This is a genomic window from Corynebacterium sp. (genome assembly GCF_043426755.1).
Taxonomy (GTDB): Bacteria; Actinomycetota; Actinomycetes; order Mycobacteriales; family Mycobacteriaceae; genus Corynebacterium.
The window spans coordinates 42,604-57,905 of record NZ_JBHWRP010000091.1; the positions used below are offsets into that span (position 1 = coordinate 42,604).

General features: G+C 62.4%; 13 protein-coding genes. All 13 read right to left on the reverse strand.

What is annotated here, in order from left to right:
• Window positions 1–1,431: an RsmB/NOP family class I SAM-dependent RNA methyltransferase gene (locus tag ACHFGA_RS09305; RefSeq protein ID WP_394282110.1), complete on the reverse strand. Its 1,431-nt coding sequence runs from the start codon at window positions 1,429–1,431 to the stop codon at window positions 1–3.
• Window positions 1,428–2,363, reverse strand: coding sequence for a methionyl-tRNA formyltransferase (gene fmt, locus ACHFGA_RS09310; RefSeq protein ID WP_394282111.1), 936 nt, complete (start codon window positions 2,361–2,363; stop codon window positions 1,428–1,430). The genes ACHFGA_RS09305 and fmt overlap by 4 nt, the downstream gene beginning before the upstream one ends.
• A 5-nt stretch (window positions 2,364–2,368) precedes the next feature.
• Window positions 2,369–2,881 carry a peptide deformylase gene (gene def / locus ACHFGA_RS09315; protein ID WP_394282112.1) on the reverse strand — a complete coding sequence of 171 codons (513 nt, stop codon included), beginning with the start codon at window positions 2,879–2,881 and terminating at the stop codon, window positions 2,369–2,371.
• Between the two features lie 81 nt (window positions 2,882–2,962).
• Window positions 2,963–4,981, reverse strand: a complete 2,019-nt coding sequence (locus ACHFGA_RS09320) for a primosomal protein N' (protein ID WP_394282113.1) — start codon at window positions 4,979–4,981, stop codon at window positions 2,963–2,965.
• A gap of 12 nt (window positions 4,982–4,993) precedes the next feature.
• Complete coding sequence (gene metK, locus ACHFGA_RS09325; protein WP_394282114.1) at window positions 4,994–6,214, reverse strand: methionine adenosyltransferase; 1,221 nt, start codon at window positions 6,212–6,214, stop codon at window positions 4,994–4,996.
• A gap of 110 nt (window positions 6,215–6,324) precedes the next feature.
• Window positions 6,325–7,554, reverse strand: coding sequence for a bifunctional phosphopantothenoylcysteine decarboxylase/phosphopantothenate--cysteine ligase CoaBC (gene coaBC / locus ACHFGA_RS09330; protein WP_394282115.1), 1,230 nt, complete (start codon window positions 7,552–7,554; stop codon window positions 6,325–6,327).
• Window positions 7,555–7,683: 129 nt separating this feature from the next.
• Complete coding sequence (gene rpoZ, locus ACHFGA_RS09335) at window positions 7,684–7,977, reverse strand: DNA-directed RNA polymerase subunit omega (protein WP_394282116.1); 294 nt, start codon at window positions 7,975–7,977, stop codon at window positions 7,684–7,686.
• A 6-nt stretch (window positions 7,978–7,983) separates the two neighbouring features.
• Entirely contained in the window at window positions 7,984–8,583 is a 600-nt protein-coding gene (gene gmk / locus ACHFGA_RS09340; RefSeq protein ID WP_394282117.1) for a guanylate kinase, read from the reverse strand.
• A gap of 4 nt (window positions 8,584–8,587) precedes the next feature.
• Entirely contained in the window at window positions 8,588–8,911 is a 324-nt protein-coding gene (mihF, locus tag ACHFGA_RS09345; protein WP_394282118.1) for an integration host factor, actinobacterial type, read from the reverse strand.
• Window positions 8,912–9,139: 228 nt separating this feature from the next.
• Window positions 9,140–9,934 carry an orotidine-5'-phosphate decarboxylase gene (gene pyrF, locus ACHFGA_RS09350; RefSeq protein ID WP_394282119.1) on the reverse strand — a complete coding sequence of 265 codons (795 nt, stop codon included), beginning with the start codon at window positions 9,932–9,934 and terminating at the stop codon, window positions 9,140–9,142.
• On the reverse strand, window positions 9,931–13,287 hold the full coding sequence (gene carB, locus ACHFGA_RS09355; RefSeq protein WP_394282120.1) for a carbamoyl-phosphate synthase large subunit: 3,357 nt from the start codon (window positions 13,285–13,287) through the stop codon (window positions 9,931–9,933). Before carB ends, pyrF begins: the two co-directional genes overlap by 4 nt.
• Window positions 13,288–13,308: 21 nt before the next feature.
• Window positions 13,309–14,484 carry a glutamine-hydrolyzing carbamoyl-phosphate synthase small subunit gene (gene carA, locus ACHFGA_RS09360; RefSeq protein ID WP_394282121.1) on the reverse strand — a complete coding sequence of 392 codons (1,176 nt, stop codon included), beginning with the start codon at window positions 14,482–14,484 and terminating at the stop codon, window positions 13,309–13,311.
• Between the two features lie 11 nt (window positions 14,485–14,495).
• On the reverse strand, window positions 14,496–15,302 hold an 807-nt coding region (locus ACHFGA_RS09365), incomplete at its 5' end, for a dihydroorotase (RefSeq protein WP_394282122.1).

Here is a 15,302-nt window from a genome sequence, read left to right on the forward strand (position 1 = left end):
CTACTCCCCCTTCTTCCGCAGCACTGCAAAGAACATCGCATCGGTTCCGTGGCGGTGCGGCCACATCTGGACACTCAAGTTGTCACCAGTTTTATCCATCCCGCCGGTGTAGCCGTGCGCGTCTTCCTCAGTGACCTCACCAGCGGCAAGCAGCTTATCGACGACGCCCCGGGTCTCGCGCAGATCAGGCGAGCAAGTGGAGTAGACCACCACTCCACCCGGTTTCACAAGGTCCACCGCACTGCGCAGCAGCTCCTCCTGCAGGACAGTCAGCTCAGCGATGTCTGATTCCTGTTTCCTCCAGCGCGCCTCCGGCCGACGCCTCAAAGCGCCGAGGCCGGAGCAGGGGGCGTCGACAAGCACTCGGTCGAAGCCGGGTTCCAGGCCGGGGCTGCGGCCGTCGGCGACGTGCACGGTGACAGGCTGACCGGCAACCGTCTTGCGGATCAGGTCGGCCCGGTGGGAGGAGACCTCCACCGCGTCCACGTGCGCCCCATCGATCGCGGCTAGCGATGCCATCAGCGCCGCCTTGCCGCCAGGGCCCGCGCACAGGTCGAGCCAGCGGCCCTGGTCGTCCTCAACGGGCACCTCGGTGACCGCACGGGCGATCAGCTGCGAACCCTCGTCCTGGACGGCTGCCATGCCATCGCGCACCGGCTGCAGTTGGCCCGGATCGCCCTGCTCCAGGTAGACGGCATAAGGCGAGTAGGTTCCCTCTTCGCCGCCGGTGATCAGCGCGAGCTCCTCGGCAGAAATCTCCCCGGGGCGCGCCACTAGGTGTACGACTGGGCGATCAGAATCGGCACGCAGCGCCTCTTCCAACTCGTCCTGACCGAGCACACGCGCAAAGGACCGCGCGATCCACTCCGGGTGCGCAGTGCGAAAGGCGACCGCCGCAAGCTCCTCTTTCGGCGTCAGTTGCTCAATCCATTCTTGCGGTTCTGTGCGGCTGATCGAGCGCAGAATCCCGTTGGTAAAGCCCTTGGCCTTGTCGTGCCCGGCTTCTTCCACCAAGCGCACGGACGTATCCACCGCCGCATGTGGCTCAACGCGCGTGTACAACAGCTGATAAGCGCCGAGGCGCAGCGCATCCAGCACCTCCGGGGCGACCTGGTCAAGGCTTCTCGACGAACATTTCCCAATCACTGCGTCCACCACGCCCTGGTTGCGCAACGTGCCATAGGTCAGCTCCGTGGCGAAGGCGGCATCGCGGCCTGTGATCTTGCGTTCCCGCAGCAGGTTCGGCAGCGTGAGGTTGGCATAGGCGCCATCCCCGCTCACGCGCTGCAGCACGTCGAAGGCTGCGCGGCGTGGCTCGTCCACACCCGCAGTATTTCGCCGTTGGGGTTTCTGTTTCTGCTTCTGTTGCGCCCGTTCAGGCTTGGCAGCTTGTCGACGACCAGACGTACGTGACCGAAATCCACCACTCACTGGAACACCACTTCACCTTCACTGTTATAGCCACGCGCCCACGCGGCAGCATCCATCATCTTCTTCCCTGGCGGCTGGGCAGTGCCCAACACCACATCAGTGGTTGCGGTGCCCACATAGACAGCATTCTTTTCTGCGCGCACATGTCCTGGCACCAGAGTGTCCTCCTCGCTCAATGTGACGGGTCCAAGTTTGAAGCGCTCGTCGTTAAGCGTGGTCCATGCCCCAGGCCCAGGCGTATGCGCCCGGATGTGCCGATCAATCGCGAAGGCCGGGGTGTCCCAGGAAATGCGGGCGTCCTCCGTGGTGATCTTCGCTGCATGGGTGGCTTCCCCGCGCTGCGGCTGCGGGTCCGCCTGGCCGGAGGCGAGCAGATCCATCGTGGCTGTCAGCAAATCCGCGCCCGAGTACGCCAGGCGGGTCAAGAGGTCATCGGCGGTATCGGTGTCCCGAATCTCCTCGGTGACGGTGCCCAAAATATCGCCGGTGTCCAGGCCCTCGTCGATGCGGAACGTCGTAGCACCTGTGATCTCATCGCCAGCGCGAATCGCTGCCTGCACCGGAGCGGCACCACGCCACGCCGGAAGCAGCGAAAAGTGCAGATTCACCCAACCGTGCGTCGGCACATCCAGCAGATCCTTCGGCACAAGGTTGCCGTAGGCCACCACCGGGATCGCCTCAGGGGCAAGCTCTTGCAGGCGGGCGCGCACGGCCTCGCCGTCTTCCGTGCCAGCCTTCAGCGTTGTTGGGGTGAGCACCTCGATGCCATGCTCGGCCGCCAGCGCCTTCACCGGCGAAGGATGCAACGTCCGGCCCCGGCCACGGCGGGCATCAGGGCGCGTGATCACCGCCACCACCTCATGATCAGACGCCAGCAGCCTCTCCAAGGCCACCACCGCAGGTTCCGGGGTTCCGGCAAAAACAAGTTTCATCGTCGTTAGTCCTCCTTAAACCAATCGGCAGCACGGATCTGCCCCATCGCTTCCTTACGCACATCCGGCTCAAGCCGCTTCAAAAACAGCACGCCGTCCAGGTGATCCGTCTCATGCTGAATACACCGCGCCATCAACCCCGAAGCCTCCACCAACAGCGGGCGGCCATGCACGTCCTGCCCGCGCACCACCACCGTGTTGTAACGCTGCGTCTCAGCAGAAATATCAGGGATGGACAAGCACCCCTCCGGGCCCAACTGCATCACATCGCCCACAGGCTCCCACACCGGATTAATGATCGCCCCGCGCAAACCCGATTCCACGTGAGAACAATCAAACACAAACACACGCTTCAACACACCAATCTGATTGGCGGCCAGCCCCACCCCGCCTGCAGCGTCCATGGTGTCCAACATGTCGTCGACAAGCGCGCCCAAAGACGCATCAAACTCGGTGATCTCACCGGCGCGCGAAGTAAGCACGGGGTCCCCGAAAAACCGGATCTCGCGGATAGTCATCCTGTGTGGTGCACCTTTCCCAAAACTGATCAACGATACGGCCACTTAGTCTACTCGGTCCAGACCACCAGACCGCTTCCGCTAACCCACGTGGATCGGATCCACCTGAATCCGCAACGGCGCATCATCCTTAAGCAAAGCGCGGTTAATCGCCGCCACCCGCAAAGCATGCCCCACATCATTGCGGCCCCGCAGCGGGATCCGAATCAACACGCGCTGCGCCGGACCCAACTCATCCCGCTTCCACGTCCCTGGCAACTCCACACCCGCGGGCAGATCCACCGGGCCCAACACATCCGCATCAGCCGGCAACTCCACCAGCGACAAGAACTGCTCCAGCGTCGCCGCCGGCGCATCCACCGCCGCCATATGCACCGCAGGAGGAAAACCAACCTCACGCCGCGCCTCCAACTCGGCCGCCGCATGGCCAGGCATATCCCACCGAATCAAATGCTGCACCACAGGCGCATTCGGGGCCGCCACGACGATCACCTCACCCCCATCCGCGTGCGGCTCCACCAACGTAGCCGCCGCCGCCCACTTCGCCATCGTGTCCTCCATCGCACGCAGATCCGCCCGGCCCATCAGCGCCCACGTATCCAGCAGCACCACCGCCCCGTAGGTCTTGTTCGTGCCGACGACCGCAGGCTCCGCCCCCGGCGTGGCCACCACGATGGTCGGGCCCTCGTCGATAGCCTGGTGAATCCGCTCACCCCACGACGACACCACCCGCACCTGCGGGAACGCCCGTCCCAACTCCTCCGCCGTACGATCAGTCCCCTTCACGCCGTCACGCAACTGCGTCGAACCACACTCCGGGCACGAATAATGCCCATCCATCCGGCCACACCACCGGCACGTCAACGCCTCGTCGCGATGCGACTGCCGCCCCAACGGCCCATTGCACCACCTACAGCGCGCCGGGGTGCGGCACCGCTGACACAAAATCGACTGCACATAACCCGCCCGCGGCACCTGGAACAGCACCGGGCGATTGCGGGCCATCGCGCGCCGGGCAGCCTCAAAGGCTACCGAAGGCAACCGTGCGGTCCGGGCCCGCGGGTCGCGCGCCAACTCGAAGTTCGTATCGCCCGCAGCGTGAATATACGGCATCTGCGCGCGCACAATCTCGCGTGGCGCCACCAGGTCATGGGCCCACCCAGACTCGACCAACAGCTGCGTCTCCGCAGTGCGTGAGTGCCCGCCAATCACCAGCGATGCTTTCTCAATCGCCGAGCGCGTGGTCATCACCTCCCGGGCATGCACGTACGGGGCGCGCGGATCAACGAGATTATCGTCGCCATCGTGCATCAGCACCATCAGGCGCAGATCATTCACCGGGGCAAAAGCCGCGGAGCGCGTGCCGACGACCACCCTGCCCTGCCCGTGAAGCACCGAGAGGTAGCGGGAATATCGCGCCTGGGGGCCCTGGGCTGCTGTCAGCACCGTGATCTGCCGTGGGCCCATCCGCTCCCGCAGCGCCGCCTCGACGGCGTCCACATCACGTTGATCGGGAACGACGACCAGCGCCCCGCCACCATCGATCGCCACTTTGGTGACCAGAGCTGCCACCGTGTCCGCCCAGTCCGCCCCGGGTGCCACCTGCCACGCGGCGCGCGCCAATTTGCCAGCTACGACAGCATCGACAAAGGACGGCCCATTGACATAAGCGCTCCACGCCGAGAGATCCGGCTCCGTCACACTCCCCAGCTTCTCCCACGGGGTGTCCGTATCTTTCTCTTCCGCCTTCGTGTGCCGCGGAGGGATCGCGGCGCGCACGATATCGGAGCGCACGCCCGCATAGCGTTCGGCCAGCGCGTCGACAAGCGCACTAATGCGCGGCGGGTAGACGACGTCATCGGCGACGACGCGTTCGATATAGCGCAGTGCCCCGTCGTGCTCGCTGGTGGCGGCGCGCTCGATGACGAAGGCGTCGACAAGCCTGCCGCCGAAGCGGATGCGGACACGCACGCCCGGCTGCGCTGCCTCAAGGTCCTTGTCTTTAATCAGGTAGTCGAATGTGCGATCAAGGTGCGGCAGCCCTAAAAGAGGCAATACCCGCGCCACAGGTGTCTGTGTGGTGGCGCGGGTATCAGTCATAGCCTCAAGAGTCTAGCCGCTAATCGCGGCCTTCAGCTCCTCGACCTTATTAACCTGCTCCCATGGCAGGTCCACATCGGTGCGGCCGAAGTGACCATAAGCCGCCGTCTCTGCGTAAATCGGGCGCAGCAAATCCAGCTCGCGGATGATCGCCGTCGGCCGCAGATCGAAGACCTCCTGCACCGCCTGTTGGATTGCGGAGTCCGTCAGTCCATCCTTCGCGGTGCCGAAGGTCTCTACGTAGAGGCCCACTGGTGCAGCGCGGCCGATGGCGTAGGCCACCTGGACCTCTGCGCGGTCCGCAAGCCCCGCCGCCACGATATTCTTCGCCACCCAGCGCATCGCGTACGCACCGGAGCGGTCCACCTTCGACGGGTCCTTACCGGAGAACGCGCCACCGCCGTGGCGGGCCATGCCACCGTACGTATCGACGATGATCTTGCGACCGGTTAGCCCCGCATCGCCCATCGGCCCACCGACGACGAAAGAACCGGACGGGTTGATCAGCAGCTTCAGATCATCGGTGACGAATTGCTCTAGGCCTGCGTCCTTCACTACCCAATTGAGCACGTGCTCACGAAGGGCTACCTCGAGCTCCTTGCCGGTGAAGTCTGGGTCGTGCTGCGTGGAGATCACCACGGTGTCGAGGTAGACGGGCTTCTCGCCGTCGTATGCGAAGGTGACCTGGGTCTTGCCATCGGGGCGCAGGCCGTCGACGATACCGTCCTTGCGCACCTGCGTCAGCCGGCGGGCCAGGCGGTGGGCCGTCGAGATCGGCAACGGCATGTATTCCGGGGTTTCATTGGTTGCGTAACCGAACATCAAGCCCTGGTCGCCGGCGCCGGACTGATCGTCAGCCACGGTCGAGTTCTGCTCGCGGACCTCCTGCGAATTAGTCACGCCGTCGGAGATTTCCTGCGACTGCTCGCCGATCGAGATAGCCACACCACAGGTGTTTCCATCAAAACCAACGTCCGAGGAGGTGAATCCGATCTCCACCAGTTTGTCGCGGACAAGCTTCGCGATGTTGGAGTACGCCTGCGTCGACACCTCGCCCACGACGTGCACCATGCCGGTGGTCACCAGGGTCTCCACTGCCACGCGGCTCGAGGGGTCCTGGCGCAACAGGTCGTCGAGGATGGTGTCCGAGATCGCATCACAGATCTTGTCGGGATGGCCTTCGGTGACCGATTCGCTGGTGAATAAGCGGTAAAAAGTCTCAGGGGAAGTCACGATCGTGTGGTTTCCTTCTCTCAAATCAAAATTATGAAACACCCGCGCGAGTCGCGCGTCGGATATCACACCAATTTAGACCAAGCTGTCTAATCCGGCAATAATTGACCCTACTTTAAGTCAATCTTTGCCAAAATCGATGCCGCCACCAGGTGTTTCGATCCGTCCGGAATGGTTACCTCCGAGCCATCCGCCCCCAAAAGCCAACCTCGGTTGGTCGGTTCACCGAATACCTTGCCGCCCGTCACCTCATTAACCATGAGGTAATCGCAACCCTTGCGCTCCAGTTTCGCCCGTCCATACTCCAAACCGGTCGACGACGCGTCTCCAGTCTCCGCTGCAAACCCAACGATGCGCATACCGTCTTTCAGCTCCCCGCGCTCGCGCTTATCGACGAGGCCCGCCAGAATATCCGGGTTCTCGACCAGGTGGACGGTGCTGAGGGCATCTTCGTCCTCGCTGCCCTTTTTGAGCTTGGAGTCCGCTTCTGCAGCGGGACGGAAATCTGAGACGGCGGCGGCCATGATGACCACGTCCGCATCCTTGGCCACATCATTCATGGCTTGTTCCATGTCACGCGTGGAACGAACGCGGATGATCGTAGCACCCGCCGGTGTGTCCAGCTCGTCGGTATCGCCGGCAACAATGGTGACATCGGCGCCACGGTGGGCGGCCACGTCGGCAAGCGCGAATCCCTGCTTTCCGGAGGAGCGGTTGCCAATGAAGCGGACCGGGTCAATATTTTCCTGCGTGCCGCCGGCACTAACCACAACCTTCTTGCCCTTCCAGTCGTGGGTGAAGTCTGCCCCGTCGAGGACCGCGCGGGACAACTCGGCGATTTGCGCTGGCTCTAGCATGCGGCCGGCCCCGGTATCTTTACCGGTCAGGCGCCCGTGGGCGGGCTCAAGCACGACCACTCCCCGCTCGCGCAGGGTCGCGACATTGGCCTGGGTCGCGGGGTTATTCCACATTTCGGTGTGCATCGCAGGCGCCACGATCACGGGACACGTTGCGACGAGCACCGTTGCGGTCAACAGGTCGTCGGCACGCCCGGCGACGAGTCGCGCCATCAAGTCGGCGGTAGCCGGAGCAATGACGATCGCGTCTGCTTCCTGGCCAACACGCACGTGCTGTACCTCATCAACGGCGTCAAAAACCTCGGTGGAAACGGGATTGCCAGAAAGCGCCTCGAAGGTGGCCGCGCCGACAAAATTGAGGGCGTTGGGCGTGGGAACGACGCGGACATCGTCGCCACGTTCCTTGAATTCGCGGACTAACATGCAGGCCTTATAGGCGGCGATTCCGCCCGATACTCCAACGACGATCTTGCGCATAGCCATGGACAAAGCTTCCTCCGTTACGTGGGTAGTGTGTGCACCCGACTGTAGCCGACGAAAAGTCCAGAAACGACGAACACCCACCGGCACCAATGGGTGCGGGTGGGTGTAGCATTACAGCGCGGATGCCTCTTACTGGCCTTCCTCATGCTCGAGCAGACCAGCCTGGATCTCGCGCAGCGCAATCGACAGGGGCTTTTCTCCCGGTTCGGGAGTCACAAGCGGTCCGATGAATTCGAACACGCCCTCATCATGCTCCTGGTAGTAACTGTTGATCTGTCGCGCGCGCTTTGCTGCGAAGATCACCAGGGCGTACTTCGAAGACACCTTGGTCAACAGTTCGTCGATGGGTGGTGCCGTAATACCTTCTGGTGTGTCGTACACCAAGTCTTCCGGCGCACCCAATTCGTTGGTCACGTTGCTCACTTATACCTACTCGCTCTTTGTTGGGTCGTTTCGATTGCCATCCCGCAGGATAGCACTGATTTCTGCCACGGCTGCATCGACGTCATTGTTCACGACCACGTCATCGAACTCCCCTTGAGCGGCAAGTTCGGCGCGTGCTGTTTCCAGCCGTCGGTCGATCACGTCCTGGGTTTCGGTACCGCGACCGGTCAAGCGGTCGACAAGCACGTCCCATGATGGTGGCGCCAGAAATACTGTGATCGCCTCAGGCATGATCTGCTTGACAGCGCGTGCTCCCGCGAGGTCGACCTCAACGAGAACAGGCTTGCCAGACTCGAGTGCGTCGCGCACCGGCTTGGCAGGAGTCCCCGAGCGCTGAAGGCCGCCGTGGATCTCGGCCCACTCCAGCATTTCGCCTGCGTCAATACGCTCTTGAAACAGCTCAGGGGTGACGAAGAAGTAGTCTTGACCATCGACTTCCCCAGGGCGCGGTGCCCGCGTGGTCATCGATACTGAAAAGTACAGGTCCTGAAGGTCTTCGCGGAGGCGGTGAACAACCGTCGACTTCCCAACGGCCGACGGCCCCGCCAATACGACGAGGCGACCTTTCGGGTTGTCTACGGCCACGGATTTAGTCCTCAGAGAAGCCGAAGCGCTCCAGCAGCGCACGGCGCTGACGATCACCCAGGCCACGCAGGCGACGGGTCTGAGCGATCTCGAGCTCTTCCATGATCTCGCGAGCCTTGACCTTGCCCACCTTTGGCAGGGCTTCAAGAAGAGCCGAGACCTTGGTCTTACCGATGATCTCATCGGTCTGAGCCTTATCCAGGACTTCCTTCAGGTTGGTGTCGCCGCGCTTCAGGGATGCCTTCAGCTCGGCACGCTTCTTACGTGCCTCTGCTGCCTTTTCGAGTGCCGCCTTGCGCTGCTCGTCAGTCAACTTGGGAAGGGCCACGGGGTTCCTCCATGCTTTCGTAGTAGTAAATTTTCTTTCCGAGGTGCGCGAGCACCCCAGTGACAGGCAGATGATAACCGAAATTTCATCCGTGTTACTCACTGACTTCGGCCCAGTCTAGCACCGGGTACCGACAAACACGATAACTGATCCGGTGTTTCTCCACGTCATCGCGTTGCCGGTACTAAACTACCAGGCTTTTTGCCCACACAAAATGTAGACACACGTCTAATACAGTTTTGCCTGGTCAATTACATGTTTTCGCAGTTCAGAGACTTCAGGCCCCGCGGCCAGGACGGAACGCGACACACTAGGGAAAACAAAGTGAGAGTTCTTCCCTGCGATCCGCGCCACATCTTCCGCGGTGCCTCCCTGGGCACCCACACCCGGCATTAGCACTGGGCCATTGAGATCGTCGAGACGCGGCGGCTCCGCTAGTGTTGCACCAACGACGACTCCGACCGACCCCACGCTGGTCCCAGCATTCAACTCCGCGCACTCGTCGACCATGAACTGGGCGATGGTGCGTCCATCGGCAATCGTCTGCGACTGGAATGCAACCGCCTCCGGATTGGATGTCGCGGCCAGAACGAACACTCCCCCGCGCTTGATCGCAGGCGCTAAGGCACACACGCCCAAGTAAGGAGAGACGGTCACCGCATCCGATTGCAGGGGGCTGTCACCCAGCCAGGCCTCGGCGTAGCCGTCCATGGTGGAGCCGATGTCGCCGCGTTTGGCGTCCGCGACCACGAGGGTCCCAGCCTCACGCAGGCTCTGAATCGTCTCTTCCAATACGACGTAGCCTTGCGCGCCGAAGCGTTCGAAAAAGGCCACCTGGGGCTTGACCAAGGCGACGTGGCCAGCAAAGGCTTCAACGCAGCGTGCGGCAAACTCACGTAGGCCTTCCACGGTGTCGCCGAGGCCCCAGTCCCGCAACAAAGACGCGTGCGGGTCGATGCCCACGCACAGCCGCCCGTGGTCACTACCTGCAGCGACCAGGCGCTCGCCAAAGGTCACGCTCATCGCATGCCACCGTTAGGTGTGTGGTCAAGCTCCTGCAGCGACTGCACCGTTACCTCATTAGCCTTGATCGCCTCAATGCCTTGCACTGCGGCGGTCACGCCCTGCACGGTGGTCATCAGTGGCACGTTGTTCGCTACGGCAGCGGCACGGATTTCGTAGCCGTCGTGGCGCGCACCTGAGGATCCGGCTGGGGTGTTCAAGATCATGTCGATCTCGCCGTCCTTGATCCGGTCGACGATCGAGGCACCCTCTGCGCCTTCGCGGACCTCGGAAGCCTTGAGGACAACCTCACAGTCGATACCGTTGCGCTTCAGCATCTGCGCTGTACCCGAGGTAGACAGGATCTTGAATCCCATGGTCGCTAGGCGCTGGATCGGGAAGATCAGGGTGCGCTTGTCCCGGTTCGCCACCGAGACGAACACGGTTCCTTCGGTCGGCAGTTCGCCGAATGCTGCGGCCTCAGCCTTCGCGTAGGCCACGCCGAAGTTATCGGCTAAGCCCATGACCTCGCCGGTGGACTTCATCTCTGGGCCCAGAATGGTATCCAGCATGGTGCCATCTGCCCGGCGGAACCGGTTGAATGGCAGCACTGCTTCCTTCACCGCGATCGGATGATCGAGCGGCAGGGTTCCACCATCGTAGGAGTCCGGCAGCAGGCCTTCGTCGATAAGCTGCGGAATCGTCGCGCCCATCATCACGCGCGCCGCTGCCTTGGCCAAGTGCACACCGGTTGCCTTGGAGGAAAACGGCACGGTGCGCGAGGCGCGCGGGTTGGCCTCGATGACGTACAGAATGTCGTCCTTCAGTGCGAACTGGACATTCATCAGGCCCTTCACGCCGATGCCGTGCGCCAGCGCCTCAGTGGAACGGCGCACCTTATCGATGTCCTCAGGCCCTAACGTCATCGGCGGTAGAGCGCACGAGGAGTCGCCGGAGTGCACGCCCGCCTCCTCGATGTGCTCCATGACACCACCCAGGTACACGTTCTCGCCGTCGCACAGCGCGTCCACGTCGATCTCGATCGCAGAGTCCAAGAAACGGTCGACCAGCACCGGATGGTCTGGGGAGAGTTCGGTGGCGCGATCGATATAGTCTTCCAGCGACTTCTCGTCGTACACGATCTCCATGCCGCGCCCGCCCAGCACGTACGAAGGGCGCACCAGCACGGGGTAGCCGATACCTGCGGCCACAGCCTTGGCCTCCGCGAAGGTGGTCGCGGTACCGAACGCCGGAGCAGGCAGATCAGCTTCAGCCAGCACCTTGCCGAACTCACCGCGGTCTTCGGCCAAATCGATGGCCTCGGGGCTCGTGCCGACGATCGGGACACCCGCATCCGCCAGGCGCTGCGCCAGTCCCAGCGGTGTCTGCCCACCAAGCTGGACGATCACGCCAGCGACAGGGCCGGACTCGGACTCTGCGTGATAGACCTCCATGACATCTTCGAAGGTCAAAGGCTCGAAGTAGAGGCGATCGGCGGTGTCATAGTCCGTGGACACGGTCTCCGGGTTGTTGTTGACCATTACGGTCTCATAGCCCTTTTCCGACAGCTCAAGGGCTGCGTGGACGCAGGAGTAATCGAACTCGATGCCCTGGCCAATGCGGTTCGGGCCGGAGCCCAAAATGATGACCTTGCCCTTCGATCCCTCTGGCGCTGGCCCAACCTCGGACTCAGCATCTGGGGAGTATTCGTAAGCGGAGTAGTAATAAGGCGTCTGCGCCTCGAATTCACCGCCGCAGGTATCCACGGTCTTGTACACCGGGCGCACGCCCAAAGACCACCGCAGGGAACGCACGCCATCTTCGCCAGCCAACTCTGGGCGCAGCGCGGCGATCTGCACGTCGGAAAGCCCGAAGACCTTCGCTTCGCGCAGCAACTCCTCACCCAGCACCGGCGCATTTTCCAAAGTCGCACGGAAATCGACGAGCGCGCGCAATTCGGCGAGGAACCACGGATCAATACCGGATGCCTCGTGGATCTGCTCATCGCTTGCACCGAGACGCATGGCCAGCTCCACATCGTAGAGGCGACCGTCGGTGGGGCGCTTCAAGTCTTCCAGCACGGCATCCACGTCGGTTGCGCGGTCGCCGGCGAAGTACTCGTCGGGCTGCGTCCAGAAACCGGCAGGCTTCGTCTCCAGGGAGCGCAGCACCTTGTTCAGGCCCTGGATGTAGTTGCGGCCAATGCCCATGGATTCGCCGACAGCCTTCATGGAGGTGCCCAGGGTGTCGTCGGAGCCGACGAACTTCTCGAATGCAAAGCGTGGAGCCTTGACGATCACGTAGTCCAGCGTTGGTTCGAAGGAAGCCGGGGTGACACCGGTGATGTCATTGGTGATCTCGTCCAGCGTGTAGCCAATGGCCAGCTTGGAGGCGATCTTCGCGATCGGGAATCCCGTCGCCTTGGACGCCAGCGCAGAGGAACGCGACACGCGCGGGTTCATCTCAATGGTGATGATGCGCCCGTCCTTCGGGTTCACCGCGAACTGGATATTACAGCCGCCGGTGGCCACGCCGACCTCGCGAATGATCGCGATACCCTGGTCACGCATGGTTTGGAACTCGCGGTCGGTCAGGGTCAGCGCCGGAGCCACGGTGACGGAATCGCCCGTGTGCACGCCGAGCGCATCGACGTTTTCAATCGAGGCGATGACCATGACGTTGTCGTCGCCATCGCGCATCAGCTCGAGCTCGAATTCCTTCCAGCCCAGGATGGATTCCTCGATCAGCACGTTGGCCTCCGGCGAGGCCTCGAGGCCGCCGCCAGCAATCCGGTCCAAGTCTTCCATGGTGAACGCCAGGCCAGAGCCCAGCCCGCCCATCGTGAACGACGGCCTAACGACGACGGGCAGACCGAGCTCAGCGACCGTGTCGTGGACCTCGTCCATCGTGTAGCACACCCGCGAGCGTGCGGATTCGCCACCGATCTTTTCGACGATGTCCTTAAACTTCTGGCGGTCCTCACCGCGTTCGATGGCGTCGATGTCCGCGCCGATCAGTTCCACCCCATGCTTGGCCAGCAACCCCATGCGGTCCATCTGGATCGCCGCATTCAGCGCGGTCTGTCCGCCCAGGGTCGCCAGGATCGCGTCGACCTTGTGGCCTTGTTCGGCCTCCTTAGTCAGGATCTTGTCGATATAGGCCGGCTCAATCGGCTCCACATAGGTGTGGTCGGCGAACTCGGGGTCGGTCATGATGGTCGCCGGGTTGGAGTTAATCAGAGTGACGCGCAGGCCCTCTTCCTTCAGTACGCGACACGCCTGGGTACCGGAGTAGTCAAACTCACAGGCCTGACCGATCACGATCGGGCCAGAGCCAATAACCAGGACGTGGTTAATATCAGAGCGCTTAGGCATAGTTTCTTGTTTCCTTCCTGGTTACTTCTTGTTCGGCGAGTACTGGTCCATCAAGGAGATGAACTGATCAAACAGTGGGTTCGCATCGTGCGGACCGGCCGCGGATTCCGGGTGGTACTGCACGGAGTAGGCGCGCCCGTTTTCTAGGGCCACGCCCTCCACAGTGCCGTCGTTGAGGCAAGTGTGGGTCACCTGCGCTGGGCCGAACTCGGTGTCGAACGTGTCGCCTGCCTCCCCTTCCAGCGCGAAACCGTGGTTCTGGGAGGTGATGTCGATCTTTCCGGTCAGGTGATTTTTCACCGGAACGTTGATGCCACGATGCCCGAACGTCATTTTGTAGGTGTTCAGGCCCAGCGCGCGGCCCAGAATCTGGTTACCGAAGCAGATTCCAAACAGCGGCACGCCGTCGCGGATGATCTGTTTGGTGATCTCCACCATCTCATCCGCAGTGGCCGGGTCCCCTGGCCCGTTGGACAGGAAGACGCCGTCCGGGTTGTGCTTCTTGATCTCCTCCACCGGAGTGTTCGCAGGCACCACAATCGTCTCGATGCCACGCGCCGCAAACTGCACCGGTGTCGCGGACTTGATACCCAGGTCATAAGCCACCACGGTGTACTTCGCGGCGCCCTCGGCAGGAATGGTGTACGGCTGGTCGGTGGTCACCTCAACGGTCAGGTCGGCACCCTTCATCTCCGGTTGCGCATTGACCTTATCGACGAGCACCTCGACCTCTTCCAGCGCTTCCTCACCAGAGAAGATGCCAGCCGCGATGGAACCATGGTTGCGGATGTGCCGCACCAGAGTGCGGGTATCCACCCCTTCAATGCCGATCACGTTTTGGGCGGCCATCTCGTCGGCAAGCGATCGCTGCGCGCGCCAGTTGCTCACGCGCTTGGCTAGGTCGCGGACGACCAAGCCAGCTACCCAGATCTTGCCGTCGCGGGACTCATTGTCCTCGTCATTCCAGCCGGTGTTGCCGATCTGCGGGGTAGCCATCACCAGTAGTTGTCGGTGGAAGGACGGGTCGGTCATGGACTCTTGGTACCCGGTCATCGCGGTGCTAAACACGGCCTCGCCGAGGGTGGACCCGGTTGCTCCGAAGCCAAATCCTTTGAAGATGGTGCCGTCGCCGAGCACGAGGACGGCGGGTGTGCGGGAATCAGTCACGTCAGGCCTTTCAGACTGTAAATTATTCATTTCTCTGTATTCTATGCTTCTTTAGGGTGTGGCGCGGAATCTTCACCCGAATCCGGACCAAACGTCACCCGCCCGCGCAACACCGTGTGCGTGACGCGCGCCGCGAACTCCATATCCTCATACGGGGTATTCTCCGCCTTCGACTCAAGCTGCTCACCGGAGACGGTCCACGGATCGTTCGGGTTCACAATCGTCAAGTTCGCAGGCTCCCCGACTTCGATCGGCCGGCCATGGCCAGGCAAACGCGTAATCTCCGCCGGCTTCTCGCTCATGACTTTCGCCACGAAACGCCAGTCCGCCAGCCCGGATTCCACAAAGATCTTGACGACGATCGCAAGCGATGTCTCCAAACCCAGCATGCCGGGCTTCGCGAACTCGAACTCCACGCACTTCTCCTCCGAGCCGTGCGGGGCATGATCGGTGGCGATGCAGTCAATCGTTCCATCGAGCAGCGCGTTCTTCAGCGCCTCCGCATCCTTCGCCTCGCGCAGGGGCGGGTTCACGCGGAAGCGGCCATCGTAGCTGCGCAGGGCCTCGTCGGTAAGCAACAAGTGGTGCGGGGTCGCCTCAGCGGTCACGCGCGCCCCACGCTGCTTGGCCAGCCGGATCATATCCACGGTGCCCTCGGTAGAGGCATGGCAAATGTGCACGCGGCCGCCATAATCGCGGCTCATGATCGTATCGCGAGCCACAACGGCTTCCTCAGCCACGCGCGGCCAACCGCGCAGGCCCAGCCTTGCCGCCTCCGCGCCCTCGTGGGCGACAGCGCCTTCCGTCATCCGATGGTCCTCGGCGTGCTGCGCCAGCAACACATCCAA

Excerpts from the sequence above, each read along its gene's own strand:
- def (WP_394282112.1), bottom strand. The coding sequence starts at position 2,881 with ATGACTATCCGCGAGATCCGGTTTTTCGGGGACCCCGTGCTTACTTCG.
- carB (WP_394282120.1), bottom strand. The coding sequence starts at position 13,287 with ATGCCTAAGCGCTCTGATATTAACCACGTCCTGGTTATTGGCTCTGGC.
- pyrF (WP_394282119.1), bottom strand. The coding sequence starts at position 9,934 with ATGAGCGTGACCTTTGGCGAGCGCCTGGTCGCTGCAGGTAGTGACCAC.
- coaBC (WP_394282115.1), bottom strand. The coding sequence starts at position 7,554 with ATGGCTATGCGCAAGATCGTCGTTGGAGTATCGGGCGGAATCGCCGCC.
- fmt (WP_394282111.1), bottom strand. The coding sequence starts at position 2,363 with ATGAAACTTGTTTTTGCCGGAACCCCGGAACCTGCGGTGGTGGCCTTG.
- carA (WP_394282121.1), bottom strand. The coding sequence starts at position 14,484 with ATGAATAATTTACAGTCTGAAAGGCCTGACGTGACTGATTCCCGCACA.
- ACHFGA_RS09320 (WP_394282113.1), bottom strand. The coding sequence starts at position 4,981 with ATGACTGATACCCGCGCCACCACACAGACACCTGTGGCGCGGGTATTG.